The sequence below is a fragment of the Nocardia cerradoensis NBRC 101014 genome (genome assembly GCF_000308535.1).
Classification (GTDB): Bacteria; Actinomycetota; Actinomycetes; order Mycobacteriales; family Mycobacteriaceae; genus Nocardia; species Nocardia cerradoensis.
Genome location: NZ_BAFW01000065.1, coordinates 43353 through 67729, shown reverse-complemented (window position 1 = coordinate 67729; position 24377 = coordinate 43353). Strand labels below are relative to the sequence as shown.

Annotated in this window: 23 protein-coding genes and 1 pseudogene; 8 read left to right on the top strand and 16 right to left on the bottom strand. The window is 68.1% G+C overall.

The features are described 5' to 3' along the window. Positions 1-500 (top strand): annotated as a pseudogene (locus tag ON23_RS08340) (DEDD exonuclease domain-containing protein); the annotation flags it as partial. Positions 501-544: 44 nt separating this feature from the next. On the opposite strand, the gene ON23_RS08335 reads toward ON23_RS08340, so the two are convergent. The 5 genes from ON23_RS08335 to ctaE all read right to left on the bottom strand — a co-directional run bounded on the left by ON23_RS08335 (position 545) and on the right by ctaE (position 5330). Next, positions 545-820: an Lrp/AsnC family transcriptional regulator gene (locus ON23_RS08335; protein WP_030514753.1), complete on the bottom strand. Its 276-nt coding sequence runs from the start codon at positions 818-820 to the stop codon at positions 545-547. A gap of 144 nt (positions 821-964) precedes the next feature. Beyond that, entirely contained in the window at positions 965-2593 is a 1629-nt protein-coding gene (qcrB, locus tag ON23_RS08330; RefSeq protein WP_039777284.1) for a cytochrome bc1 complex cytochrome b subunit, read from the bottom strand. Next, a complete protein-coding gene (qcrA, locus tag ON23_RS08325) occupies positions 2590-3762 on the bottom strand; it encodes a cytochrome bc1 complex Rieske iron-sulfur subunit (protein WP_083903772.1) in 1173 nt (390 codons plus the stop codon). Before qcrA ends, qcrB begins: the two co-directional genes overlap by 4 nt. Continuing rightward, positions 3759-4637: a cytochrome bc1 complex diheme cytochrome c subunit gene (gene qcrC, locus ON23_RS08320; protein ID WP_083870697.1), complete on the bottom strand. Its 879-nt coding sequence runs from the start codon at positions 4635-4637 to the stop codon at positions 3759-3761. Before qcrC ends, qcrA begins: the two co-directional genes overlap by 4 nt. A gap of 81 nt (positions 4638-4718) precedes the next feature. Then, the gene (ctaE, locus tag ON23_RS08315; protein ID WP_062999114.1) at positions 4719-5330 is read right to left on the bottom strand and encodes an aa3-type cytochrome oxidase subunit III; all 612 of its coding nucleotides are present in this window, start codon (positions 5328-5330) and stop codon (positions 4719-4721) included. 209 nt (positions 5331-5539) lie between these two features. Here ctaE and ON23_RS08310 point away from each other — a divergent pair, with 209 nt between their 5' ends. Both ON23_RS08310 and trpD read left to right on the top strand, forming a co-directional pair. Further along, a complete protein-coding gene (locus ON23_RS08310) occupies positions 5540-6007 on the top strand; it encodes a hypothetical protein (RefSeq protein ID WP_039777279.1) in 468 nt (155 codons plus the stop codon). A 91-nt stretch (positions 6008-6098) separates the two neighbouring features. After that, entirely contained in the window at positions 6099-7151 is a 1053-nt protein-coding gene (trpD, locus tag ON23_RS08305) for an anthranilate phosphoribosyltransferase (RefSeq protein ID WP_039777278.1), read from the top strand. A 101-nt stretch (positions 7152-7252) separates the two neighbouring features. Here the strand turns inward: trpD and ON23_RS08300 are convergent, their stop codons facing one another. Genes ON23_RS08300 through ON23_RS08280 form a run of 5 tightly spaced genes read right to left on the bottom strand, consistent with a single transcriptional unit; the run spans position 7253 to position 12339 of the window. After that, positions 7253-7705, bottom strand: a complete 453-nt coding sequence (locus ON23_RS08300; RefSeq protein WP_039777276.1) for a MaoC family dehydratase — start codon at positions 7703-7705, stop codon at positions 7253-7255. 40 nt (positions 7706-7745) lie between these two features. Then, positions 7746-9230 (bottom strand): long-chain-fatty-acid--CoA ligase, encoded by a 1485-nt coding sequence (locus ON23_RS08295; RefSeq protein ID WP_039777274.1) that lies wholly within the window; start codon positions 9228-9230, stop codon positions 7746-7748. Beyond that, positions 9227-10384 carry an acyl-CoA dehydrogenase family protein gene (locus tag ON23_RS08290; protein ID WP_039777273.1) on the bottom strand — a complete coding sequence of 386 codons (1158 nt, stop codon included), beginning with the start codon at positions 10382-10384 and terminating at the stop codon, positions 9227-9229. The genes ON23_RS08295 and ON23_RS08290 overlap by 4 nt, the downstream gene beginning before the upstream one ends. Before the next feature lie 19 nt (positions 10385-10403). After that, positions 10404-11162 (bottom strand): 3-oxoacyl-ACP reductase FabG, encoded by a 759-nt coding sequence (fabG, locus tag ON23_RS08285; protein WP_039777271.1) that lies wholly within the window; start codon positions 11160-11162, stop codon positions 10404-10406. 25 nt (positions 11163-11187) lie between these two features. Then, positions 11188-12339 (bottom strand): acyl-CoA dehydrogenase family protein, encoded by a 1152-nt coding sequence (locus tag ON23_RS08280; protein ID WP_039777269.1) that lies wholly within the window; start codon positions 12337-12339, stop codon positions 11188-11190. A 140-nt stretch (positions 12340-12479) separates the two neighbouring features. Here ON23_RS08280 and ON23_RS08275 point away from each other — a divergent pair, with 140 nt between their 5' ends. Further along, positions 12480-13145, top strand: a complete 666-nt coding sequence (locus ON23_RS08275) for a TetR/AcrR family transcriptional regulator (RefSeq protein WP_039777268.1) — start codon at positions 12480-12482, stop codon at positions 13143-13145. 79 nt (positions 13146-13224) lie between these two features. Here the strand turns inward: ON23_RS08275 and ON23_RS08270 are convergent, their stop codons facing one another. Genes ON23_RS08270 through cysD form a run of 5 tightly spaced genes read right to left on the bottom strand, consistent with a single transcriptional unit; the run spans position 13225 to position 19234 of the window. Then, the gene (locus ON23_RS08270; RefSeq protein ID WP_039777267.1) at positions 13225-14361 is read right to left on the bottom strand and encodes a sulfotransferase family protein; all 1137 of its coding nucleotides are present in this window, start codon (positions 14359-14361) and stop codon (positions 13225-13227) included. A 13-nt stretch (positions 14362-14374) separates the two neighbouring features. Continuing rightward, on the bottom strand, positions 14375-15166 hold the full coding sequence (locus ON23_RS08265) for an SDR family oxidoreductase (RefSeq protein WP_039777266.1): 792 nt from the start codon (positions 15164-15166) through the stop codon (positions 14375-14377). Continuing rightward, positions 15163-16401 (bottom strand): hypothetical protein, encoded by a 1239-nt coding sequence (locus tag ON23_RS08260; RefSeq protein ID WP_244969781.1) that lies wholly within the window; start codon positions 16399-16401, stop codon positions 15163-15165. The genes ON23_RS08265 and ON23_RS08260 overlap by 4 nt, the downstream gene beginning before the upstream one ends. Positions 16402-16436: 35 nt before the next feature. After that, positions 16437-18329 carry an adenylyl-sulfate kinase gene (gene cysC, locus ON23_RS08255; protein WP_051042233.1) on the bottom strand — a complete coding sequence of 631 codons (1893 nt, stop codon included), beginning with the start codon at positions 18327-18329 and terminating at the stop codon, positions 16437-16439. Next, entirely contained in the window at positions 18329-19234 is a 906-nt protein-coding gene (gene cysD, locus ON23_RS08250; RefSeq protein ID WP_039777306.1) for a sulfate adenylyltransferase subunit CysD, read from the bottom strand. The genes cysC and cysD overlap by 1 nt, the downstream gene beginning before the upstream one ends. Positions 19235-19764: 530 nt before the next feature. On the opposite strand from cysD, the gene ON23_RS08245 reads away from it, so the two are divergent. The 3 genes from ON23_RS08245 (at position 19765) to ON23_RS08235 (ending at position 22358) form a co-directional block, all read left to right on the top strand. Next, on the top strand, positions 19765-20649 hold the full coding sequence (locus ON23_RS08245) for an IclR family transcriptional regulator (protein ID WP_039777265.1): 885 nt from the start codon (positions 19765-19767) through the stop codon (positions 20647-20649). 437 nt (positions 20650-21086) lie between these two features. After that, positions 21087-21548: a PASTA domain-containing protein gene (locus tag ON23_RS08240; RefSeq protein ID WP_039777263.1), complete on the top strand. Its 462-nt coding sequence runs from the start codon at positions 21087-21089 to the stop codon at positions 21546-21548. A 27-nt stretch (positions 21549-21575) separates the two neighbouring features. Then, positions 21576-22358, top strand: a complete 783-nt coding sequence (locus tag ON23_RS08235) for a phosphotransferase (protein WP_039777261.1) — start codon at positions 21576-21578, stop codon at positions 22356-22358. Here the strand turns inward: ON23_RS08235 and ON23_RS08230 are convergent. Further along, a complete protein-coding gene (locus ON23_RS08230) occupies positions 22340-23107 on the bottom strand; it encodes an SDR family oxidoreductase (protein ID WP_039777259.1) in 768 nt (255 codons plus the stop codon). The two genes, ON23_RS08235 and ON23_RS08230, sit on opposite strands and share 19 nt — an antisense overlap. A 357-nt stretch (positions 23108-23464) precedes the next feature. Between ON23_RS08230 and ON23_RS08225 the strand changes: the two genes are divergently transcribed. After that, on the top strand, positions 23465-24376 hold the full coding sequence (locus ON23_RS08225; RefSeq protein ID WP_051042231.1) for a CPBP family intramembrane glutamic endopeptidase: 912 nt from the start codon (positions 23465-23467) through the stop codon (positions 24374-24376). Position 24377 lies beyond the last annotated feature (1 nt).

Here is a 24377-nt window from a genome sequence, read left to right as displayed (position 1 = left end):
GCACCTGCGCCGTGGTTCGGGCGCTGCGGCGCACGCAGCGCCTGGCCGCCCTCGCCCGGATCGCCGAGCTGGTCGCGGCCCGCCCCGACGGCGCCGGCGGCTGGGAATTCGCGGTGATCCGCTACGGCCGCCTCGCCGCCGCCGGAACCGCCGCGCGCGGTATTCCACCGATGCCGGTGGTCGACAGTCTGGTCGCCGCCGCCGAGACGGTCCGCCCCGCCACCGTCATCTCGGGCGCTTCCCCGGAGCCGCGCATCCCCGCCGGGGCGGACGATCTGCACGATCCCGACCACCCGCCGTTACGCGGTGCCCCACCCGAGGAGACGGGTGTGATCGCCCGCTGGCTCGATCAGCCCGGAACCCGCATCGTCCGCACCAGCGAGGGGTATCGGGAACCGCGGCTGGGCGCGGGACCCTGGCTCGCCTGGGTCGAACGCGCCGAGGCGGCCACCCGCGCGGAATCGGCTGCGAGCGAATATCTCACGCGCACCAGCGCGTAGCGGCCCACGCCGACGCCCACCGACGACCGAAACCGGTGCGGCACTCACTCCCCCAGCGAGAATCCGGCCTCCACATCCGCACTCGAATAGGACTTGAAGGCGATATGGGTCGTCGTGCGCAGGACTCCGGCGGTCTTGTTCACCCGGCCGGTCACCACCTCGGCGATCCGTTCGTGATCGCGCACCCGCACCACCGCGATCAGGTCGACGTCTCCCGCGCACGAGTAGACCTCGGCGACGCCGTCGAGATCGGCCAGTGCCTGCGCGGTTTCGGGAATCCGGGCCGCCTCGGCGTGGATCAGAACGATCGCGGTAATCATGAGCGCGAGTCTAATTGCGCACCCGCTGTGCACCCGCAGCGCGGCCGTACCGGCGCCGGGACGGGAGCGACGGCACGGCACCCGGCCGCAGACACGACGAAGCCCCGAGCCGAATGATCGACTCGGGGCTTCGTTACAGCGAACTCAGTGGCTGTGCTTGCCGCCGCTGCCGCTGGTCTGCTCCTGGTAGGTGGCCAGGACCTCCAGCTGCTTGTGCTCGGCCTCGTGCTCGCTCGCGGTGAGCGCCTCGGCCTCGGCCGGCGGATCGGCCCGCAGGAACGAACCCGAACCCGGCTTGCCGGCCCAGCCCAGCTTGTTCATCTTCTTCGGCACCGGCGCGCCCTGGTATTCCAGCGGAATCGGGTGGCCGTGCGAGTCGACCGGGCCCAGCGGCTGGTGGACCTCGATGTACTCACCGTGCGGCAGGCGCTTGATCACACCGGTCTCGATGCCGTGCTCGAGGACCGTGCGGTCGGCGCGCTGCAGGCCCAGGCACAACCGGTACGCCAGGAAGTAGGCGATCGGCGGCGCGACGAGCAGGGCGATACGGAAGAACCAGGTCGTCGCGTTCAGCGACACATCGAACTTCAGCGCGATGATGTCGTTGACACAGGCCAGGGTCAGCACCAGGTAGAAGGCGATGGCCATGGCGCCGATCGCCGTGCGCACCGGCACGTCGCGCGGACGCTGCAGGATGTTGTGGTTCACCGTGTCACCGGTGAGGCGCTTCTCGATCCACGGGTAGGCGATCAGCACCGCGAACACCAAGCCCATGATCAGCGCGACCCAGAACGGAGCCGGAACGGTGTAGCGGCCCAGATACAGCTCCCACGGCGGCATCAGACGGGCCATACCGTCGGTCCACATCATGTAGAAGTCGGGCTGCGAACCGGCCGACACCTGTGACGGGTTGTAGGGACCCAGGTTCCAGATCGGGTTGATCTGCAGCACACCACCCATGACGGCGAGCACGCCCAGGGTGAACATGAAGAACGCGCCCTGGTCGGCGGCGAACACCGGCACGATGCGGGCACCGACCACGTTGTTCTCGGTGCGGCCCGGGCCGGGGAACTGGGTGTGCTTCTGGTACCAGACGATCGCCACGTGCGCCGCGATCAGCGCCAGCATGATGCCCGGGAACAGCAGCACGTGCGCGATGTAGAGGCGCGGGATGATGATCGTGCCCGGGAAGTCACCGCCGAAGATCAGCCAGTGCATCCAGGTGCCGACCAGCGGAATACCCATGGTGATACCACCGAAGGCGGCCCGCAGACCGGTACCCGACAGCAGGTCGTCGGGCAGCGAGTAACCGAAGAAGCCCTCGAACATCGCCAGGATCAGCAGCAGCGAGCCGATCACCCAGTTCGCCTCACGCGGCTTGCGGAACGCGCCGGTGAAGAAGATGCGGAACAGGTGGATGATGATCGAGCACGCGAACAGCAGCGCCGCCCAGTGGTGTACCTGGCGGACGAACAGACCGCCGCGCACCTCGAAGGAGATGTTCAGCGCCGTCTCGTACGCCCGCGACATGGTGACGCCGCGCAGCGGCTGGTAGGCGCCGTGGTAGACGACCTCGCTCATCGACGGATCGAAGAACAGCGTCAGGTAGATACCCGACAGGATCAGGATGATGAAGGCGTAGAGCGCGATCTCACCCAGCAGGAACGACCAGTGGGTCGGGAAGACCTTGTTGATCGACCGTTTCACGAACGCCGCGGCACGATACCGCTCGTCCATCTCGTTGGCCTGTGCGACCACTTTGCTCGGACTCATGAACGACGCTCCCAGAAGGCCGGACCGAGCGGCTCGATGAAATCGCCGTTGGCGACCAGGTAGCCGTCGGTGTTGACGGTGATGGGCAGCTGCGGCAGCGCGCGGGCGGCGGGACCGAAGATCGGCTTACCCCACTCGGTCGCCGAGAACTGCGACTGATGGCACGGGCACAGGATCCGGTTGGTCTGCTGCTCGAACAGCGACGTCGGGCAGCCCAGGTGAGTGCAGATCTTCGAGTACGCCCAGTAGTCACCGAAGTTGAAGCTCTCCTGGCCCCTGCGCTTGATCGCCTTCTGCCCGTCCTCCGGGCGCAGGCGGATCAACATGACCGCGTTGCGGATGCCACGCAGCGACTGGAGGGTCTCCTCCTCGTTGCCGCGCCATTCCTCTTTCCAGGGGAACACGGTCTCCATGGCGCCGCCGTCGAGGTCCTCCGGCCGCACCAGCACGATGTCCTCGGGCCGGCCGGTGTCCTTGCGCAGGTAGATGGTCTGGCCCGGGTAGTCCGGAGTCCAGCCCGACACCCACAGCGGGGACTTCATGCCCTTGGCCCACGGGTTCTTGATCATGCCGCCGACGAACAGGAACAGTGCGCCGATACCCAGCACACCCACGCCCAGTCCGGCGGTACGGGTGATCATCTTGCGACGACCCAGCGTCGAGGTCTCCAGCGCGTCCGACAGCTGCGCGCCCAGAGTGCGGCGGTCGACCTCGTCGGAGGGACCGTCGTGGCGGGTCTGGATGGAGATCTCGTTCGGGATGAACTTCTTGCGGATGATGACCGCGGCAACGCCGATGGCCAGCACCGCGATTCCCAGCAGCAGGCCGTAGAGCGGCGTGGCCAGCGAATACAGGGCGTTGCCATCCTCGTGCTGGCCCTTGTACTCCCACGGCCAGAACAGGAACACGCCGATCAGCGCGGCCGCCGCCAGGGCGGAGACGGCGAACCAGAACGTCACGTGGCGCTCGGCGCGCTTCTCCGCGCGTGTCCCCGGAACCGGCCAGCGCGGAGCGCGGTAGACGACGTCGACGCCGTCGCGCGCGGTACCGAGTTCGACCAGCTCGGCGGTCGACATCGCGTCGAGCTGCTCCTCGGTGGGGTTCAGGTTCACGCCCTTACCGCCGCCATCCTCAGGCCGGCTCATCTCGTTTCGCTCCTGTTCGCTCATGATCGCGATCCGATCCACATCGCGGCGCCGACCAGCACGATGATGCCGGCGACCCAGATGGCGATGGCCTCGGTCGCGGGACCGAAACCGCCCAGGCCGTATCCGGCCTCCGGCGTGGTCTCGGTGCGGTCCTTCACATAGGCCACGATGTCACGCTTCTCCTCCGGAGACAGCTGCCGGTCGGAGAATTTCGGCATGTTCTGCGGGCCGGTGAGCATCGCGGTGTAGATCTGCTGCGCGTTGGCCGGTTCCAGCGGCGGCGCGAACTTGCCGGAGGACAGCGCACCGCCCTTACCGGTGAAGTTGTGGCAGGACGCGCAGTTGAGGCGGAACAACTCGCCACCGCGGCCCAGGTCGGCCCCCTTGATCAGGGAATCCTGCGCGATCTCACCGTTCGGGTCGCGGACCACGGTCGGGCCGCCGCCGTTGGCCGCCACGTACGCGCCCAGCGCGTCGGTCTGACGGGCGTCGAACTTCGGGGGCTTGCGCTGGATCTGCGCGCCGTTGCCCGCGGCGGGCATGCGACCGGTGGACACCTGGAAGTAGACCGCCGCCTCGCCGACACCGATCAGGCTGGGGCCGCGGTCCTGCACACCCTGCAGGTTGGCGCCGTGACAAGTGATGCAGGAGGTCTCGTAGATCTGCTTACCCTCGCGGATCAGCGCCGACTGATCCTCGTTGGCCGTCGCGACCTGTGCGTGCGGGGTGAGCGCCGATGCCGCGAAGCCGGCTCCGACGAGGCCCATCAGAAGAACCAGACCGCCGGCGAGCTTGCGGCGCATCCGGCGCTGCTTGCGGGTCTTGATGGCCTGGTTGTTCTCAGCGCTGCCGATCCCGCTCGTGGGATCTGGCGCTGACGGGGGAGATGAACTCATCTGTGTCCCTTTGGAGTAGACGGAACCGACTTGTGCAAAGTGTGTATTTGTCGCGGACCGCGCGTGACGGCCGCCGCCCGGCTAGCGGACGAAGTAGATCGTGGCGAACAGCCCGATCCAGACGATGTCGACGAAGTGCCAGTAGTAGGAGACGACGATGGCCGCGGTGGCCTGGGCCGGCGTGAACTTACTGACCTTGGTGCGAATCAGCAGGAAGATGAACGCGATGAGACCGCCGATGACGTGCAGACCGTGGAAGCCGGTGGTGATGAAGAACACCGAGCCGTAGATGCTGCTCGAGATGGTGGTGCCCTCTTGGTAGAGCGCGTGGTACTCGGTGCCCTGACCGGCCACGAAGAACGCGCCCATGAAGAAGGTGACCAGGTACCAGCGGCGCAGGCCGAAGACATCGCCGCGCTCGGCCGAGAACACACCCATCTGGCAGGTGAACGAGGAGGCGATCAGCACGGCCGTGACCGGCACGGCGAGCTTGAGGTTCAGCTCGGTCGGTTCCGGCGGCCAGTTGCCATGAGCCTGGGCACGAGCGACGAAGTACATGGCGAAGAGGCCGGCGAAGAACATCAGCTCGCTCGACAGCCAGATGATGGTTCCGACGCTGACCATGTTGGGCCGGTTCAGCGAATGCACACGCTGAGTAATGGCCGATCCTGGGGTCCCTACTGCGGTCGTCACGCCGGTAAGTATGACTCGTCGTAGTACGACAGGCGTAGCCGGGTGCGAATTCGGGGTGTCGGGCTCGGAATCGTCAGCGCGCGTGCGGGTCTGGGGGCCGATTCGGCGTGTCCGGTGAACCCGCAGGTCGAGCATCGATGTCACCATGATGACCAGCGGATATCGCGGATATGGGATGCTGCGTCCGGGCGCGGAAGAAGGCGGGTGGAATGGGAATTCGATCGGTGTGGCAGCGGCTGTCGGGCCGGGGCGCGGCGACGGAATTGGATCCGGCACGAACGGATCTGGTGGTCGTTGTGTCCAGTTTCGACGATGCCGAGGCCTGCTCCAGCGCGCTCGACCGCGCGACCGGCTGGCGCGCCGACGAGCAGGCCCTGCTGCGTCATCATCTGCGCATTCCGGCCGCGGCCCGGAACGAGGTCGTGGACATCGCCGCGCAGGAGGGCTACTCCCCCGCCACCTCGTCGGCGGCCGACGTCGAGACCGATGTCCCGGCGGACGATGCGGGCGACGGTCGTATCGACCTGGTATTACAGCGGGTGCAGATCCTGGATGCGCTGCACTGTTCGCAGGAGCGTTCGCGGATGGCGGGATTGGCCCAGCGGCACGAGGGCACCGCGACGGGCTGGGACGCACTTCAGCCGAGCGGATACAAAGAAATTGCCTCCGCCGATTAGGCTGCTAGCCGGGCGGCCGACGGCGATCCGCGGCCTGCCCCCGCCCGCGCGGACGGCCGATGCGGGTGTCCGATCGCGAACGGGAGATGTGATGAGCGCGCGCAGCTGGCCCGAGATTCTCGGTGCCCTGACCGACGGGGTCGATCTGACCGCGGAGGAAGCGGCGTGGGCGATCGACGAGATCTTCTCCGACAATGCCACTCAGGCGCAGATCGCGGCTTTCGGCGTGGCCATCAAGATGAAAGGCCCCACCGCGATCGAGCTGTCCGGCCTGGCGACCGGCATGTTGAGCCATGCCCGGCGGGTCTCGCTCGATCTGGGCGCGGTCGACATCGTCGGCACCGGCGGCGACCGGTCCGGCACGGTCAATATCTCCACCATGTCCTCGATCGTGGTGTCCGCGGCCGGCATTCCGGTGGTGAAGCACGGTAACCGGGCGGCGTCGTCGAAGAGCGGCGGCGCGGACGTGCTCGAGGCGCTGGGGGTGCGGATCGCGTTGAGCCCGGAGTCGGTGGCTCGGTGTGTGCGCGAAGTGGGCATCGGGTTCTGCTTCGCCCCGCTGTTTCATCCGGCGCTGCGGTTCGCCGGTCCGGCGCGCAAGGAGATCGGCATTCCGACGGTCTTCAACGTGCTGGGCCCGCTGACCAATCCGGCGCAGCCGAGCGCGGGCCTGATCGGATGCGCCTTCGCCGAACTCGTCCCGGTGATCGCCGGGGCGTTCGCCGAACGCGGCGCCAGCGCGCTGGTGGTGCGCGGTAACGACGGTCTCGACGAGATCACCACGGCCGACACCACCGATGTGTGGGTCGTCGCCGGGGGTGAGCAGTACGAGACTCTCATCGACCCGACGCGCCTGGGCATCCCCCGCGTGGAGCCGGCGGCGCTGCGCGGCGGCGATGCGACGGTCAACGCCGCGATCGCCCGCGACATGTTCAACGGCGCCCCGGGGCCGGTCCGCGACGCGGTTCTGCTCAATTCCGCCGCCGCGATCGTCGCCTTCGAGCTGACCCCCGAGACCGCCCGCACCGATATCCACGAGCTGCTGCGCCCGGCCCTGGAGCGGGCGGCCGCCTCGGTCGATTCGGGCGCCGCCACGCAACTCCTGGACCGCTGGGTGAAAGTGAGCAACGAACTCGGCGAGTGAGAGCCGCACACGACAATCCGGCGCGGCCGCACACCGTTGCCCCCGGACGACGTTGACACCGCGGCGGGAGCGGACGAATTCCGCCCCGCCGCGGCCCACGCTCATTTCAGGTAGCGCACGATGCTCTCCGCGACGCACGCGGGCTTGTCCGCGCCTTCCAGTTCGATGGTGACCGTGCGCACCGCCTGGATGCCGCCGGGGATCTCGGAGACCGAGTCCAGATGGACGCGGGCGCGGATGCGGCCGCCCGACGGGACCGGCGTGATGAAGCGAACCTTGTTGAGCCCGTAGTTGATTCCCATCGTGATGCCGCCCACCGTGGTCGCCTGGTTGGTCAGCGGCACCAGCAGCGACAGCGTGAGGAATCCGTGCGCGATGGTGTGTCCGTAGGGGCCCTGCGCGGCCTTCTCGGCGTCGACGTGGATCCACTGGTGGTCGCCGGTGGCGTCGGCGAACGTGTTGATGCGCTCCTGGTCGACCTGCAACCAGTCGCTGACACCGAGTTCGGTGCCCACGGCCGCGGCGAGGGCGTCCAGATCGGCGAAATCGGTCATATCTCGTCCCTTTCGTGCTGCCGGGGCACACGCCGCCGGATCACATGAAACGTTGCTTCAGTTCGCGTTTGAGAACCTTGTGCGTCGGCCCGAGCGGCAGTTCGGAGACGAACTCCACCCGCCGCGGGTACTTGTACCGTGCCACATGCTCGCGGCCGTAGGCGATGACCTCTTCGGCGCTGATCTCACCGGCGGGCACGACGACCGCCACGATCTCCTCGCCGTAGTTCTCGTCCGGCACCCCGATCACCGCCACCTGCGCGATCTTCGGATGCCGCAGCAGCGCCTCCTCCACCTCGGTGGGATAGACGTTGAATCCGCCGCGGATGATCATCTCCTTGATCCGGTCGACGATCCGCAGATAGCCCTGCTCGTCGCGCACGCCGAGATCGCCGGTGCGGAACCAGCCGTCGACCACGGCCCGCGCGCTCGCCTCCGGATTGCCGGTGTAACCGCTGAACACGTTGTGCCCGCGCACCACCACCTCACCGACGCTGCCGGTCGGGAGCAACTCGATGCGGTCGGTGATGCCGGGATCGGCGATCTCCACGTCCACACCCCACACCGGATGTCCGACGGTGCCGGCGCGCGGTCCGAAGACCGGCTGATTCACCGCGGCGGTCGGTGAGGTCTCCGACAGCCCGTATCCCTCGAGGATCTGCGCGTCGAACACCTCCTCGAACCGTTCCAGCACCGGCAGCGGCAGTGCCGCGCCACCGGAGATGCACAGCCGCAGTGCGGGCAGTTCGCCGGCGTCGGGGGCCGCCTCGATCAGTCCGTGATACATCGTCGGCACACCGTGGAAGGTGTTCACCCGTTCCGTCACCATCAGCCGAATCGCCTCGGGCGCGGTGAATCTCGGCATCAGCACGAGCGTCGCGCCGACCCGCCAGGTCGAGTTCATCGAAACCGTCTGCCCGAATACGTGGAACAGCGGTAGGGCACCGAGGGCGATGTCGTCGCGGTGCACGTCGTTGGCGTCGAAGGCGTTCACGGTCGCGCACATGACCATATTGAGATGGCTCAGCTCCGCGCCCTTGGGCCGGCCGGTGGTCCCGCTGGTGTAGAACACCACCGCCGTATCCAGCGGGGAGCGCGGGACGAACAGCGCGATCGCCTCGCCCACAAGGCTTTCCGGGCGCAGACAGGCGATTCCGGCCCGCCGGGCCGCTTCCGCGCCGACCGATTCCACCTGCGGATGGCAGATCAGCAGCGTCGCCCCGCTGTTACGCAGGACGAATTCGGCCTCGTCGGCGGTCAGCAGCAGATGCACGGGCACCACCGTCGCCCCGGCGGCGAGAATCGCGTAGTACGCCCGGGGGAAATCAGCGGTATTCGGGCACATCAGCGCGACCCGGTCCCCCGGCCGGACACCGCGCGCGATCAGCGCACCGGCCTGTTCCCTTGCCGCACGCCACAATTCCGCGAAGGTGAGCCGCCGGTCGCCCTCGATGAGCGCGACGTGATCGGGCCGGCGCCGTGCCGGTTCGGCGAGGATGCTCGCCAGCGACAGCGTCGCGTTCACAGCCCCATATCCTTGGCGATGATCATCTTCATGACCTCGTTCGTCCCGCCGTAGATGCGATTGACCCGGTTGTCGGCATACAGCCGGGCGATCGGATATTCGTTGATGAATCCGTAGCCGCCGTGCAGCTGCAGGCAGCGGTCGATGACGCGCGCGGCGACCTCGGTGCAGAACAGTTTCGCCGAGGCGGCGTCGGCGGCGCTCAGTTCACCGGCGTCGAGGGCGTCCAGTGCCCGATCCACCACGGCCTCGGCCGCGTCGACCTCGGCCTTGCAGGCGGCGAGTTCGAATTTGGTGTTCTGGAAGGAGGCGACGGGTTTGCCGAAGACGTTGCGCTGCTGGGTGTATTCCTGCGCGAACCGCACCGCGGCCGCGGCCTGGGCGTAGGCGCCGGCGGCGATGGAGAGCCGCTCCTGGGGCAGATTCTGGCCGAGATAGGAGAAGCCCTTGTTCTCCTCGCCGAGCAGGTCCTCGACCGGCACCCGGACGTCGGTGAAGTTCAGCTCGGCGGTATCGGAGCTCCGCAGGCCCAGCTTGTCGAGTTTGCGGCCGATCGTGTAGCCCGGCGAGGTGGTGTCGACCACGAGCAGGGAGATGCCGAAGCGGCGGTTGTCCTCGCGGGGCGGGGCGGTGCGGGCGCAGACGATCACCCGGTCGGCGTTCACACCGCCGGTGATGAACGTCTTGGCGCCGTTGAGCACATAGTGGGTGCCGTCCTCGGAAAGCTTGGCGGTGGTGCGCATTCCGGCCAGATCCGATCCGGTGCCGGGTTCGGTCATGGCGATGGCGAACATGATCTCACCGGCCGCGAATCCGGGCAGCCAGCGCTGTTTCTGTTCCTCGGTGGCGAGCTTCTTCAGATACGGCAGGCACAGTCCGACGTGCACGCTGGAGCCGCCGAACGACACACCCGCCCGTGCCGTTTCCTCCATGAGGATCGCCTGGAATTTGAACGACTCGATGCCGGCGCCGCCGTACTCCTCGGGCACCTCGATACCGAAGACGCCCAATTCGGCCAGCTTGTAATAGAACTCGCGGGGCACGATGCCCGCCTCCAACCACGTGTCGTAGACCGGGGCCACTTCGGTCTCGACGAATTTGCGGATGGTGCCCCGGAAGGCGTCGTGGTCGGCGGTGAAGCCTGTTCTGCGCATGATGTTCTCCTCGAGGGTTTCAGAGCCGACGGCCGCCGTCGACGTAAATGGTCTGGCCGGTGATGAAGGACGCCTCGTCGGAGGCGAGGAAGGCCACGGTGTTGGCGATGTCCTCGGGGCGGCCGACCCGGCGCACCGGTGTGATCTCCGCCGATTTCGCCTGCCACTCCTCGACGGTCACGCCGACTCGGGCCGCGGTGGCGGCGGTCATCTCGGTGACGATGAAGCCCGGGGCGACCGCGTTGACGGTGATGCCGTAGGGGCCCAGCTCGATCGCCAGGGTGCGGGTGAGTCCCTGGATGCCCATCTTGGCGGCCGAGTAGTTGGCCTGCCCGCGATTGCCGAGCGCCGAGACGCTGGAGGTGTTGACGATCTTGCCGTACCGGCGGGTGACCATATGCCGTTGTGCCGCACGGGAACACAGGAACGCACCGCGCAGGTGGACCGACATCACGGTGTCCCAGTCGTCGGCCGACATCTTGAACAGCAGATTGTCGCGCAGCACGCCGGCGTTGTTGACCAGGATGTCGAGCGACCCCAGTTCCGCGGCGACGCGATCGAAGGCGGAGTCGACGCTCGCCTCGTCGGTGACATCACAGGCCAGCGGGACGGCCACGCCACCGGCGGCGACGATCTCGTCCGCCGTTGTCTTGCAGGCGTTCTCGTCGAGGTCGGCGATGGCGACGGCCGCCCCGCCGGCGGCCAGCCGGGCCGCGGTCGCCGCGCTGATGCCCCGGGCGGCCCCGGTCACCACGGCCACTCTGCGCTGATCTGTCATCGAATTCTCTCCTCGAAATCGGTTGTCACACGAAGGCGTTCACGCCGGTGAGGGCGCGGCCGATGAGTAGTTTCTGAATCTGGCTGGTGCCTTCGTAGAGGGTGAGCACCCGCGCGTCGCGCAGATACTTCGACACCGGGTATTCATCGATGTACCCGTAGCCGCCGAAGACCTGGATGGCGTTGTTCGCCGCCTTCACCGCCGCCTCGCTGGCGAACAGCTTCGCCACTGACGCCTCGGTGCCGAACGGCCGGCCGCGGTCGACCAGGTCGGCGACCCGCCAGGCCAGCAGCCGCGCGGCCTCCACCTCGACGGCGATATCGGCGATCAACTCCTGCACCAGCTGGTAGGAGGCGATCGGTTTGCCGAACTGTTCGCGTTCCCCGGCGTAGCGCACGGCGGCCTCGAGGCAGGCGCGGGCGACACCGACACATCCCGCGGCCACGCCCATGCGCCCCTTGTCGAGGGCGGCCATCGCGATCCGGAAGCCTTGCCCCTCGCCGCCGAGTCGCGCCGAATCCGGCACCCGCACCCCGTCGAGCACGATCTCCGCGGTCGCCTGGCCGCGCAGGCCGAGTTTGCCCTTGATCTCGGTGCGGCCGAAACCCGGTGCGTCCGTGGGCACGAGGAATGCGGTGACGCCCTTGGGACCCGGTTCGCCGGTGCGGGCGAAGATCAGCGCGATATCGGCCCAGGTGCCGTTGGTGATGAACATCTTGGTGCCGGTGAGCACCCAGTCCTCGCCGTCGCGGACCGCGCGGGTGGTCAGATTCGCCGCGTCGGATCCGGTGCCCGGTTCGGTGAGGCCGAAGCAGCCCAGCGACTCGCCCGCGCACAAGCGCGGCAGCCAGTCCTGTTTCTGCTGTTCGCTGCCGTATGCCTCGAGCGATTTGCCGACCAGGCCGAGCGAGACCGACACGATGCCGCGCACCGAGCTGTCGCCGCGGCCGAGTTCTTCGAGCAGCAGGCAGTACGACAGCGCGTCACCGCCCGAGCCGCCGTGTTCCTCGGGGATCTCGATGCCGAGAAAGCCCATGTCACCGAGCTTGCGCACGATCGCGGTATCGACCGATTCGGCGCGGTCCCAGGCCGCGGCGTAGGGCACGACCTCCTTGTCGACCCACGCGCGGGCGACCTCGCGCAGCTCGCGGTGAGCGTCGCCGAGTTCCAGATCCATGACGGGAAACTCCTAACCGAACGTTGTTAGGTATCTATCGCCACGATAAACTAACACTGTTCGGATGTTCAAGGCCCCGGTCCCGGACGGTGTAGGTTGACTCGGCACGGATCGGCGTCGCGGCGAAGGAGGTGGCGAGGATGCCCCGGCCACGGGTACCGCTCCTGAGTCGCGAACGCATCCGCGAGACGGCACTGGAATTGATCGACCGCGACGGACTCCCCGAGCTCTCGATGCGGAAACTGGCCGCCGAACTGGGCGTTCAGGCGGCCTCGCTGTACGGCCACTACCCCACCAAGGACGATCTGCTCGACGATATCGCCGCCGGCATCATGTCCCATGTGGACGCCTCGGCCTTCGAAACCGCCGACTGGCGCACTGGCCTGGTCTCGTGGGCGCGTTCCTACCGCGCGGCCCTGGTCCGCCACCCCAACTTCGTCCCGTACCTGGCCTCGGGCCCCGGTAAGCGCGAGGAGAATCTGCGCGCGGCCGACGCCGTGCACGGCGGTCTGGTCGGCGCCGGGTGGCCACCCCGCCAGGCCACCATGATCGGCGCGGCCACCCGCTATGTGGTGATGGGCTCGACCATCGGCTCGTTCTCCCGCGGCTTCGTCGATGACGTCCAGGTCTACCGCGACCGCTATCCGCACCTGGAACAGGCGCACCTGCTGCGCGCCAAGGCCGATGAAATCGACTCGGAGAGTTTCGAATTGGCGCTGGAATCGTTCGTCGCGGGCCTGGAACTCCGCTTCGCCGCCATCCAGCAGCGCCGCGCCCGCCGCCGCGAGAAATCGGCCGAGGGCTGACACGGCTCATGCGCCGGAAAACGCCGCGGGCCGGCTCGGACAATGATTCCGAGCCGGCCCGCGGCGGGTTGGAGCGATCTCAGAGGTCGGCGAAAACCGAACGCACCTCGTCCTCGGTCAGCCCGTAGTCGGCCAGCGAATACTTGTGGGCGGGTTTGCGATCGCCCGATTTGCTCTCCTCGTCGAGCGCCCGCATGGCATTGCGGGCGGGCTCGGTGTAATCCAGCCCGAAGGCCGAATAGATCTTCTCCACGGTGCCGAACGGATCCGCCCGCAGATCCTCGAATTGGACGTCGAGGAACTGGTCCGGGTTGTACCGCGCACGCGCGGAAGTGAATTCGCGCAGGCCCCGTGACCACAACTCCAACTGGGTGCGGCCGATCGTCTCGCCGACGAAGGTGTTCGACCAGCCCTTGGTGGCCTGTTCGGACAGGCTGCACGAGGAACCGACGATGGTCACCGGATCGCGGTGGGTCTGGATGATCAGCGCGTCCGGGTAGACCTCCATCAGCGCGTCCAGCGCGAACAGGTGGCTGGGGTTCTTCAGCACCCAACCCCGGGAATCACCGAGGCCGATCAACTGCAGATTGCGCTTGTGCCGCTCATAGGCGTTGGTCCAGTCCTGCTTCTGCAACCACTGCGAATAGGTCGGCAGGTAGGCCAGCGATTCGTAGGCGATGGACTTCACGGTCTGGCGCAGCAACTGCCAGCATTCCTCGACCTCGGCGGCACTCATGTAGTGCAGGCCCATGAATTCCGGATTGTCGATGTGATGCCGCGCGAAACCGGCATCGATCTGCTGGAACACCGGATTGTCGGCCCAGGTCTCGCGCGGCGGACGCGGCTGCGGCAGTTCGGTCAGCCACATCTCCAGCGCCTGATGCTGCGGGTCGGCGGCCAGCAGCCGATGCAGCGCGGTGGTGCCGGTGCGGGGCAGGCCGGTGACGAAGATCGGCCGCTGGATGGTCGTCTCGGCATACCCGGGGTTGGCCTGCCAGGACGCCTCGCTCAGCGCCCGCGCGACCAGTGCGCCGCGCAGGAAGTAGCGGTTCATCTTGGAACCGAGCTCGGTGAGGTCGGCGTCGCGCCGATACGAGTCGAGCAGCACACCGAGCGCCTCGGTGTAGTCGTCGGGGCCGAAATCGGTGAGGCCGCACGCCTTGGTGGCGGATGCGTGCAGATCCTCGACGGTGCCGACGGTGGTACGAGCGGTCATGAAATTCTGTTCCTCACACGTGGTATTCGCCGCAGTTGACGTCCAGGGTCTGGCCGGTGATGGCACTGGCCCAGTCGGAGGCGAGAAACACCACGGCTTTGGCGATCTCGTCCGGTTCCGGCAGTCGCTTCAGATCCGACCGGGAGGCGGTCTGCTCGTACACCTGGTCGACGGTGATGCCGTATTTCTTGGCGACCTCACCGAAATACCACTTCAGCTGATCGGCCCAGATGTAGCCGGGCGCCACACTGTTGACCCGAATCCCCTTGGCGCCCAGTTCGGTTGCCAGCGTCTGCGACATCGCCAGCAGGGCCGATTTGGCGACCTTGTAACTGCCGTAGCGCGGTTCGGAGTGCCGCAGCACCGACGAATTGATCATCACCACCGCGCCGCGAGTCTTGGCCAGTTCGTCGGTGAAGGCCTGCGTCGCCCGCAGGGTGCCCAGCACCGTCAGTTCGAGACTGTCACTGATCTGCCGAAAGTCCGTGCGCGCCAGCGATTTCATCGACGGCATCGCGAACGCGTTGTTGACCAGCGCGTCGACCCGGCCGAAGGTCTCGACCGTACGATCGACCAGATTCGCCACCGCGGCGTCGTCGGTGATGTCGGTCGGCACGATCAGACTGGTCCCGCCCGCGCCGTCGATCTCGCCGGCCACGTCCCGCAGCCGCGATTCGGTGCGCGCGGCCAGCACCACCTTCGCACCGGCCGCGGCCGCCTGAACGCACAGGGCGCGGCCCAGTCCGGGGCCCACGCCGCTGATCACGACCACCTTGTCGGCCAGCAGGCCCGCTCCGGCGCTCATCCGAGCATCCGATCGGCGAAACCGCGCTGGCGGTCGGCGATGCGGGCCCGCCAGCCCTGCTCGTCGATGCGGTTGAGGTCGTAATGCGGCAGCTGCGCCGCCACCTCGTCGAACGGCACCAAGGCGAACTGCGGCCCGTCCGCCGGGGTCATCTCGCGGGCGACGCGCTGCCACCGGAACTGCAGAATGCCGCGGCGGCGTCCGGTGGTCTCGATCCAGTTGGCGATGCCCGGGTTGCGCGCCGAGACCACCATGCGGATCATCCCGTCCGGATCGACCTGAGCCTGCGCGCTGTTGAGGCTGGTCTGATGATTGACGTAGTCGAGGGAGATGTACCAGCGGCTGCCGAGCTGGAATCCCTGATACGGCGCATCGGATTTCGGCACCGTGATCACCAGCGCCTGGTCGTCGTCGAGATCGAAGTGGCCGACCGAGGAGTACTGTGTGCTGAGCCCGCCCGGAGTCAGCCGCGGTTCGGTGAGGGTGTTCACCGGCAGGTCGAGATAGAACCATTTCGGGAAGTTGAACCAGGTGTGGATGCGCTGCACCAGCGCCCGCGCCGCGGCCCGATACCGCTTGCGCAACTGTTCGACACCGGGCTCGGGCGCCGCGGTGCCGATGGTGTCGACGCGCTCGATGCGGATACTGCCCTTCGTCTCCGCGTTCCAGTCTCCGTAGACCTCGCGCACCGCCAGCATCGAGGCGCCCTCGCCGAGAACGAAATAGTTCGGCCCGGCATCGGCTTTCGGCGGCCCGAAGCGGAGCTGATAGCTGCCGTCCTCGGCGATCCGCAGGCGGCGGTCGTCGAAGGCGTCGTCGCCGTTGGGCACGTCGGTGGCGGTGTAGTCGCCGCGCAGCACCTGAAAGCTGAGATCGACGGTACTGCCGCGGACACCGGTGAGCAGATACTCCGCACCCGGCTCGACATTGGCGTGGTAGTAGAGCGTATCCGGGTTGTCCAGGCCCATTTTCGCGTGCGGACCGGTGGAGCTCACGAAGTACGGGTGGCTGGTGCCGTGCGTGCCCGACAGCTGCAGGCAGGCGGCGATACTCCCGGCGAGGTAGTCGTAGCCCTCGGCGAGATCCTTCTCGTCGTGGATGAAATCCGCTGCCGCGATCAGCTTCTCGGCCTCGGCGATCGCCGCGGTGAACGGTTCGGTCAGTGCAGCGCCGCCCGGAAGTCCGTTTCCGGCGGCGGTATCGGTTCCCGGTGACGATCCTGTCGATGTACTCATGTCGTCCTAGCGTGTTGTGCGGGCGGTACTGCGGTTCACAGTCTCAGTTCGCGGCGGATCAGCGCGGCGATTTCGGCGGGTGAGCCGTGGTCGGGAGTGATCACGAGCTCGGCGTGTTCGGGGCGTTCGTAGGGTGAGTCGATACCGGTGAACTCCGGCAGCCGGCCCGCGCGGGCCTTGGCGTACAAGCCCTTCGGATCCCGGCGCTCACACACCTCCAGCGGTGTGTCGACGAAGATCTCGTGGAAGTCCAGGCCGCTCGCGGCGTGCACCCCGCGCGCCTGTTCGCGCTGGTCGGCGAACGGGCTGATCACCGAGACGATGGCGATCAGGCCGGCGTCGGCGAACAGCGAGGCGACCTGGGCCACCCGGCGGATGTTCTCGCGCCGGTCCTCGTCGGTGAAACCGAGGTCGGCGTTGAGCCCGTGCCGCAGATTGTCGCCGTCGAGCCGGTAGGCCGGGCGGCCGGCGGCCACCAGCTGGCGCTCCAATTCCACGGCGATCGTGGACTTTCCGGAGCCGGACAGACCGGTCAGCCACACCGTCGCACCGGCGTTCGGGCGCTCGCCGCGCCCCACCGACGAGCTGTGCCAGACGACGTCCGCACGCACCACCGCGGGTGCGGCCGAGGCGGCGGGCACGGACTCCGGCCCCGTGTCGCGGGCCAGGATCATCCCGGCGGCCACGGTCTGGTCGGTGTCCTCGTCGACGAGGATGAAACTGCCGGTGCGGCGATTGTCGCGGTAGCTGTCGACCATCAGCGGGCGCTGGCTGCGCAGGGTGAGACGGCCGATGTCGTTGAGCGCCAGAGCTTGCGCGTCGGTGACGCGGTGCAGGGTGTTGACGTCGAGCCGGTAGTCGAGTTCGTGGACCTGGACGCGAGTGGTCTGGGCGGCGGTGCGGATCGCGTAGCGCGCGCCGGGCCGCAGTTCGGTGGTCTCGGAGAACCAGCACACCATGGCGTCGACCTCGTCGGCGATATGCGGCCGGTTTCCGGGACGGGCCAGCATATCTCCGCGCCCGACGTCGACCTCGTCGTCGAGTTCCACCGAGACCGCCATCCCGGTGAACCCCTCGTCCACCTTCACCCCGCCCGGACCCCAGATCCGCGCAACCCGCGACGAGCGCCCGGACGGCAGCACGACCACCTCGTCACCGGGTTTGAAGATGCCGCCCGCGATGGTTCCGGCATAGGTGCGATGGCCGGCCCCACTGGTGCCGGCGTCGGCGGCGTGCGGGCGGATCACGTACTGCACCGGCAGCCGCGCGTCGATGAGATTGCGGTCCGAGGCGATATGCACCTGTTCGAGGTGGCTCAGCAGCGGCGGGCCGGCAAACCACGGCGTATGCGCGGAATCGGTGACGACGTTGTCGCCGTGCAGCGCCGAGACCGGCACGAAACTCAGGTCGCCTACGGTCAGCTTCGCCGCGAAATCGGCGAATTCCTCGCGGATCTCCTCGAACCGCGCGGCCGACCAGTCCACCAGATCCATCTTGTTCACGCACACCACCAGGTGCGGCACCCCGAGCAGCGAGGCCAGAAACGCGTGCCTGCGGGTCTGCTCGACCACGCCCTTGCGCGCGTCGACCAGGATCAACGCCAGATCGGCGGTGGAGGCGCCGGTCACCATATTGCGCGTGTACTGCACGTGGCCCGGGGTGTCGGCGATGATGAACTTGCGGCGCGGCGTGGTGAAGTAGCGGTAGGCCACGTCGATGGTGATGCCCTGTTCCCGCTCGGCGCGCAGGCCGTCGGTCACCAGCGCCAGATCCGTTGCGGCGTCGCCGCGTTGGGCGCTGGCCCGTTCGATGGCGGCCAGCTGATCGGAGAACAGATTCTTGGAGTCGTAGAGCAGGCGGCCGATGAGGGTGGACTTGCCGTCGTCGACGCTGCCGGCCGTCGCGAGACGTAACAGATTGCGGCTCATCAGAAGTAGCCCTCCCGCTTGCGGTCTTCCATCCCGGATTCGGAGATGCGGTCGTCGGCGCGGGTGGCGCCGCGTTCGGTGAGCCGGGTGATCGCGGTTTCGGCGATCACGGCCGCCGGATCGGCGGCCTCGCTCTCGATACATCCGGTGCAGGTGGCGTCGCCGACGGTGCGGAACCGGACCGTCGTCTCGAACACCGGCTCGTCCGCGCCCGGAGTCAGGAAAGGATTGGCGGCCAGCAACATTCCGTCACGCCGGAAGACCGGGCGGCGGTGCGCGTAGTACAGCGGCGGCAGTTCCACCGCCTCGCGGTCGATGTACTCCCAGATGTCGAGTTCGGTCCAGTTCGACAGCGGAAACACCCGGATATGCTGGCCCGCACGGTGTTTGCCGTTGTAGAGGTTCCATACCTCCGGGCGCTGCGCCCGCGGCTCCCAGGCGCCGAACTCGTCGCGGAAACTGAACACCCGCTCCTTGGCGCGCGCCTTCTCCTCGTCGCGGCGCGCCCCGCCGAACACCGCGTCGAACCGATGTTCGGCGATCGCGCGCAGCAATGTGGTGGTCTGCAGCCGATTCCGGCTCTCCCCCGGTCGTTCGGTCACCCGCCCGGCGTCGATATCGTCCTGCACCCGCGCCACCAGCAGCCGCGCCCCGAGCCTGGCCGCCGTGCGATCGCGGAAGTCGATCACCTCGTCGAAGTTGTGCCCGGTGTCGACGTGCAGCAGCGCGAACGGCAGCGCCGCCGGCCAGAACGCCTTACGCGCCAACTCCAGCATCACCGCCGAGTCCTTACCGCCGGAGAACAGCAGCACCGGTCGTTCGAAGGTGGCCGCCACCTCCCGGAAGATGTGCACCGATTCGGCCTCGAGGGCCGACAGATGCGACAGCTCGTATCCCGTCCGCATCACATTCGCCTTGTCCGCATCGCTCGCACCGCTTCCCCGAATCCGAAATCTCGACCACTCGAGGGTTGCGGTGTCGAATATTCGACGCTATTGTTCGATATTGTGACACCGACGATAAGCGGACAGCTGCGCGTCGGTCAAGGGGCCGTGGACCCCGGCGCGGGTTTCACAGCCGTCACACCGTCGCGAAGGGGACCAATCGAGCTGTTCCGTGAGCGGGGCTGCGAACCCGGCACCGCACACGCCGCCGCGGCTGAGCCGGCCAACGCCTCGAAGCCCCCCGCCTCGACCGCGCACCACACTGGGCTTCGCCGACGTTCAGCGCGCAGGACCGGCCACCCAGCCCGCCTCACCGCGCGGCGACGTAGACCGAACCGACAACCTTCGCCATCAGTCCGTGCCACCGCACTCGAAAGGCCATGCCCGCGGCGGCCGGTACGGTGGGCGGCGGTGCGGACCGGTGTGCCCCAGCACCGTGGGGGCGGCGATCACGGCCGCGTGGATACACCTCTCGACCAGGAAAGGGCGCCATGTCCGAGGGCACCGACATCGCTACTCCCGCCGCCTCCGCGGGATCACCCCCCACGCATCGGGTGGTGCGGGTGATCGAACTGCTGTCGCGCCGGCCCGCCGAGCACTTGTCGCTGGCGCGGATCGTGCGCGAGACCGGACTCTCGCGGGCGACGGCACATGCGGTGCTGACCCAGCTCACGGCCGACGGCTGGACCGTGCGCGATCTCGACGGCAACTACGGTCTGGGAATGGGGCTGCTCGCTGTCGCACGCCGTGCCGAGGCGGCGTTCCCGCTGCGCCGCCTGGCCGCCGACCTCCTGCGGGAATTCGTTGCCGAACAAGGCTTTCCGGTCTTCCTGGCCGAGCGCGACGACGGGTCGATCATCATCACCGAGGTCGCCGGGACCCCGTCGGTGCCGTGGATCCGGCAGGGCCGCCGCCTGCCCCTCGCACCACCGGTCGCGCGCGAATTCATCGCCTGGGCGCCGGCTTCCGAACGCACCACCTGGATCGGCCACGCCGACCCGGCCCATCGCGAACGCCTGCTCGCGGTACTCGACGCCGTCCGCGACCGCGGCTACTCCGTCGAACGCCTCGCCGACGAATCCGCACCCATACTCGAAGCCCTTGCCGCCCTGCGCAACTCACCGGTCACCGACCCACTCCGCAACCGCCTCGGCAGCATGATCACCGACCTGATCACCATCGACTACCTCCCCGACGAACTCGGCGCCGAGAACGCCGTCGTCACCGTCGCCGCCCCCATCTTCGCCGGCGACCGCGTCATCGCCGCCGTAGTAGCCTGCCCCGACACCCGCCTCTCCGCCCAGCGCCTCACCGACCTCGGCGCCGCCATCACCGCCACCGCGGAAAAGATCACCCGGACCGCTACCGGCACCTGATCGACGGCTTGCCGTGCACGGATGCGCCGACCCCAGCGGACGTTCGATGATGCGCGGCAAAAACACCCAGCACTCACCGACCTTGGCACTGACACTTACCCCACCACAGGAAAGACCAGTCGAACCACCGGCACCTGATAGACCGGCATGCCGCGCCCCGTGCACGGATGTGCCGTCGTCCAGCGCGCCAGCAGCCGGCTCGGCCTGGTCGGTCCACACCACCTCATAGGCCGATGTTGCCATCACCGCCCCATGCCCCGGCGGGCGCCCGTTACCGCGACAACAATGAGGGTATGTCGCGCGCCGAGCGCGCCGGTCCTTGATTTGCGTACGGGTAGGATCGCCGATGCTCAGTGGCCTGATAGCGGCCACATCACGGGGGCTTTCCGTAACAACCGGTCCGCGCGCATCGACGCCGCAGCAACTACGGTCGGGATGTGCCGACCACAAACTCTCCACGCCGTTCGGACGACCGCCGTGCCGTTCTCCCCCTGCGGATTTCGATCGCCGCACTCGCGCTGACCGCCGCCCTGTCCGGCTGCGATTCCGAAACCGCCACGCCCGCAAGGCCGACCACCGTGGCGACCACGGCATCCGCCCTCGCAGCCACGTCCACCGAGGCCACCGGCGCGCACCCCGCCCAGCCCTCCAGCGTGCCCACATCGCCTTCGCCCGGCACGCTCACCGTTCCCGATGTCCGCGGCGACCGCCCGGCCCTCGCCGACCAACTCCTCACCGCGGCGGGCCTCCATGCGCACATCACCGGCGGCACCGGCCGCGGGCCGGGCGGCGGCCAGTGCGTCATCACCACCCAGACCCCCGACGCGCAGACCTCGGTACCCAGCGGCACCACGATCGAGCTCACCACCGGCGAGGTCGGCGGGCAGAGTCCCTGCTGAACCGCGGCCGTCAGTTACGGTCGCGCCATGGAGTTTTCCGGAGGCTGGGATACCGTGGCGACCTTGGTCGACGACCGCTGGGTCGAGCGGCGGCCGCGTCGCCCGGAGGTCGCCGCGCAACTGCTGCGCGAAACGCGGCTGCTGCCGTGGCTGGCGGCACGACTGCCGCTGCCCGTACCGGTCCCTCGGGTGGCCGGGGAGGACCCGCTCGTCGTGCGCCATGCGTTGATTCCGGGGAGCGCTCTCGAAAGACCCTGTGCCGAACAGGGTTTGCTGGTGGGGCGGTTTCTGCGGGCTCTGCACGACTGTCCCGCGACGGCGGCGATCGAGCACGGATTAGCACCGGCACAGCAGACCCGGCACGACCGGAACGAGACCTTCGAACAGTTTCGCGCCGACGTCGTTCCGCTGCTACCGAGCGCTCATCGTCCCGCGGCGCTGGGCCTGCTCGACGCGGCCCGCGACTGTCCCGCCGATACCGTCGTCCACGGCGATATCGGGCCGGAGCACATCCTGATCGACGCCGGTCGCATCACCGGCGTGATCGATTTCGGCGACGCTCACCTGGGTGATCCGGCCATCGACCTGGCGTGGGCGCTGTACGGCACACCACCCGAGTTCTCGAACGCCGCGACCGCCGCGTACGGAGTGACCGGCGAACTCCGCAGACGGGCGTCGGTGTGGCATCGGCTCGGGCCGTGGCACGAGGTGACCCACGGCCTCGAGACCGGCTCGGCCACTCATGTTCGCAGCGGCCTGGCCGGCCTGCTCGAGCGCCTGTCACCCGCGGATCAGCCACGCAGCCGGTAGCTCGGCCCCGGGTCCGCGGCCACGTACTCCGCCCACGTACGCGTCCCGTCGGCGTGGTCGGGGCAGGTGTTGTAACCGGCGCGGAAGGCATGGGCGATCGTGCCGGGTAGCGGCAGCCGCACCGTCCGGCGCGGGCGACCGTGGTGTTGCTGCCAGGTCTTCGCCAGTTCTGCCAGGGTGAGCACCTGCGGGCCGCCGAAATCGTCTGCGCGAGTGCGTGGTTCCCCTTCGACCAGGTCGGCCAGGCGGGTGGCCACATCGTCGGTGGCGACCGGCTGGAAGCGAAAATCTGAAGGCAGTGGGGCGATCGGGAGCTTCTGTACCCCGGACAGGACCGCGGCGATCAGGTCGTGGAATTGGGTGGCGCGCTGAATCGTATGCGGCACACCGCTGTCGGCGATCAGTTGTTCACAGGTGAGTTTGTTGCGGTAATACCCGAAGGGGATGCGGTCGATGCCGACGATCGACACGTAGATCAGATGCCGCGCTCCTCCGGCGGCCGCGAGCAGATTCCGCGTCTGCTCGATATCCGGTTTGCCGAAGCGCCGGAAGTCCGAGGCCGCGTGCACGATCGACTCCGCACCCTCGGCAGCCTCGCGCACCCCGGCCCCGGTCGCCAGATCCCCCACGTGCGTTCCCGCACCCGGGCGCCGCGAGAGCACCCGCGCGTCGTGCCCGCGTTCCCGCAGCCGATCCACGATGTGCCGCCCGAGCGCGCCTGTCCCACCGGTCACCAGCACTGTGCTCATGTCTCCACCCAACCCCGCACCCGCGGTCCGGGCAAGTACCCGACGGCCGATGTCACATCCCGATCACCGCCCGCAACGGTAGGCGGCGGCGAGTCGGGTGATAGTGAATCAATCGTGCAAACCTCACCGAATTCGGCGGTTTTCCGCATTTCCTGCGGCGGTTTGCACGAAAAGTTCAGGGTACGTCCGGCCTCCCCCGGTCCGGCTCGCTCGCACATCGGCAGACACGTCGTCCGAACCACCCTGCGCTGGAACCGATCCCACATCCCCCGCGTCGAAGTATCCGGGGGGCGCCGAATGCCGCAGAGGTGACGGCCGATCCCGATCGGCATCGGATTCAGTCGCAAGGACGGACTTATGATTGCTCGGCGTTCGGATATCGCCATCTACATCGTGGTGGCGTACGCACTCGCGTGGGTGCTCGCGGCGATTCCCTGGATCGACGGAAAGGGGCTGGAATCGGTCCCCTGGCTGCACGAGGGGGCGGCCCTGATGATGTTCGCCCCGGCAGTGGCCGTTCTGGTCGCGCGGTCGAGGATGGGGCAACCCGTCCTCGCGCGTCCCGCGGCACCGGGCGTCCCGGCGGCTCCCGGCTTCGCCGCCGACGTCGGCCTCGGCCTCGGTCCGGCACCTGCGCGCACCGCCCGGTTGGTCGTCGCCGCCTGGCTCGGTACGCAGATGGTCTTGTGGATCGCCTACGAGATCAGCGCGGCGCTCGGCTGGTTCCATTTCGATCTGGACAAGCTCGACACCTCGATGGTGGTCGCGTTGCTGCTCGAGACGCTGACGACGGTCGTCCTCTCGACACTGCCGAACGCGCTCGGCGAAGAAATCGGCTGGCGCGGATGGCTACTGCCGCAATTGATCTCCCGCTACGGCACTCTCGTGGCGCTGATCGCGACCGGTGTCATCTGGGCCCTCTGGCACGCTCCGCTCACATTGCTCGGTTACGGCTTCACCGATATCGGCGCCTGGTCGGCGTTGGCCTATATCCCGTTCTGCATCTGCTTCGGCGCCGTCCTCGGCTGGCTGCGCCTGCGGTCGGCCAGCGTGTGGCCCGCGGCGGTCGCGCACGCGTCGTGGAACAGCGCAGCGCTGATTTTCGGCGCCCTGCAGTCGGCCGACTCGAGCGAGCACGCGCACACGCTACTGGGCGGTTCCGGCATTCCCGGCTGGATCCTGTGGGCGGCCGTCGCGGCCGCGCTGTTCGCCTTCGCGCCGATTGCGAAAACCCCCGCACCTGCACTGCGAACTTCGGTGCAGACGTAGC

Excerpts from the sequence above, each read along its gene's own strand:
- ON23_RS08230 (WP_039777259.1), bottom strand. The coding sequence starts at position 23,107 with ATGAGCACAGTGCTGGTGACCGGTGGGACAGGCGCGCTCGGGCGGCAC.
- ON23_RS08290 (WP_039777273.1), bottom strand. The coding sequence starts at position 10,384 with ATGCGCAGAACAGGCTTCACCGCCGACCACGACGCCTTCCGGGGCACC.
- ON23_RS08270 (WP_039777267.1), bottom strand. The coding sequence starts at position 14,361 with ATGACCGCTCGTACCACCGTCGGCACCGTCGAGGATCTGCACGCATCC.
- trpD (WP_039777278.1), top strand. The coding sequence starts at position 6,099 with ATGAGCGCGCGCAGCTGGCCCGAGATTCTCGGTGCCCTGACCGACGGG.
- ON23_RS08260 (WP_244969781.1), bottom strand. The coding sequence starts at position 16,401 with ATGAGTACATCGACAGGATCGTCACCGGGAACCGATACCGCCGCCGGA.
- cysD (WP_039777306.1), bottom strand. The coding sequence starts at position 19,234 with ATGCGGACGGGATACGAGCTGTCGCATCTGTCGGCCCTCGAGGCCGAA.
- ON23_RS08225 (WP_051042231.1), top strand. The coding sequence starts at position 23,465 with ATGATTGCTCGGCGTTCGGATATCGCCATCTACATCGTGGTGGCGTAC.
- fabG (WP_039777271.1), bottom strand. The coding sequence starts at position 11,162 with ATGACAGATCAGCGCAGAGTGGCCGTGGTGACCGGGGCCGCCCGGGGC.
- cysC (WP_051042233.1), bottom strand. The coding sequence starts at position 18,329 with ATGAGCCGCAATCTGTTACGTCTCGCGACGGCCGGCAGCGTCGACGAC.
- ON23_RS08235 (WP_039777261.1), top strand. The coding sequence starts at position 21,576 with ATGGAGTTTTCCGGAGGCTGGGATACCGTGGCGACCTTGGTCGACGAC.
- ON23_RS08310 (WP_039777279.1), top strand. The coding sequence starts at position 5,540 with ATGGGAATTCGATCGGTGTGGCAGCGGCTGTCGGGCCGGGGCGCGGCG.
- ON23_RS08280 (WP_039777269.1), bottom strand. The coding sequence starts at position 12,339 with ATGGATCTGGAACTCGGCGACGCTCACCGCGAGCTGCGCGAGGTCGCC.
- qcrB (WP_039777284.1), bottom strand. The coding sequence starts at position 2,593 with ATGAGTCCGAGCAAAGTGGTCGCACAGGCCAACGAGATGGACGAGCGG.
- ON23_RS08275 (WP_039777268.1), top strand. The coding sequence starts at position 12,480 with ATGCCCCGGCCACGGGTACCGCTCCTGAGTCGCGAACGCATCCGCGAG.
- ON23_RS08245 (WP_039777265.1), top strand. The coding sequence starts at position 19,765 with ATGTCCGAGGGCACCGACATCGCTACTCCCGCCGCCTCCGCGGGATCA.
- qcrA (WP_083903772.1), bottom strand. The coding sequence starts at position 3,762 with ATGAGCGAACAGGAGCGAAACGAGATGAGCCGGCCTGAGGATGGCGGC.
- ON23_RS08265 (WP_039777266.1), bottom strand. The coding sequence starts at position 15,166 with ATGAGCGCCGGAGCGGGCCTGCTGGCCGACAAGGTGGTCGTGATCAGC.
- qcrC (WP_083870697.1), bottom strand. The coding sequence starts at position 4,637 with ATGAGTTCATCTCCCCCGTCAGCGCCAGATCCCACGAGCGGGATCGGC.
- ON23_RS08335 (WP_030514753.1), bottom strand. The coding sequence starts at position 820 with ATGATTACCGCGATCGTTCTGATCCACGCCGAGGCGGCCCGGATTCCC.
- ON23_RS08300 (WP_039777276.1), bottom strand. The coding sequence starts at position 7,705 with ATGACCGATTTCGCCGATCTGGACGCCCTCGCCGCGGCCGTGGGCACC.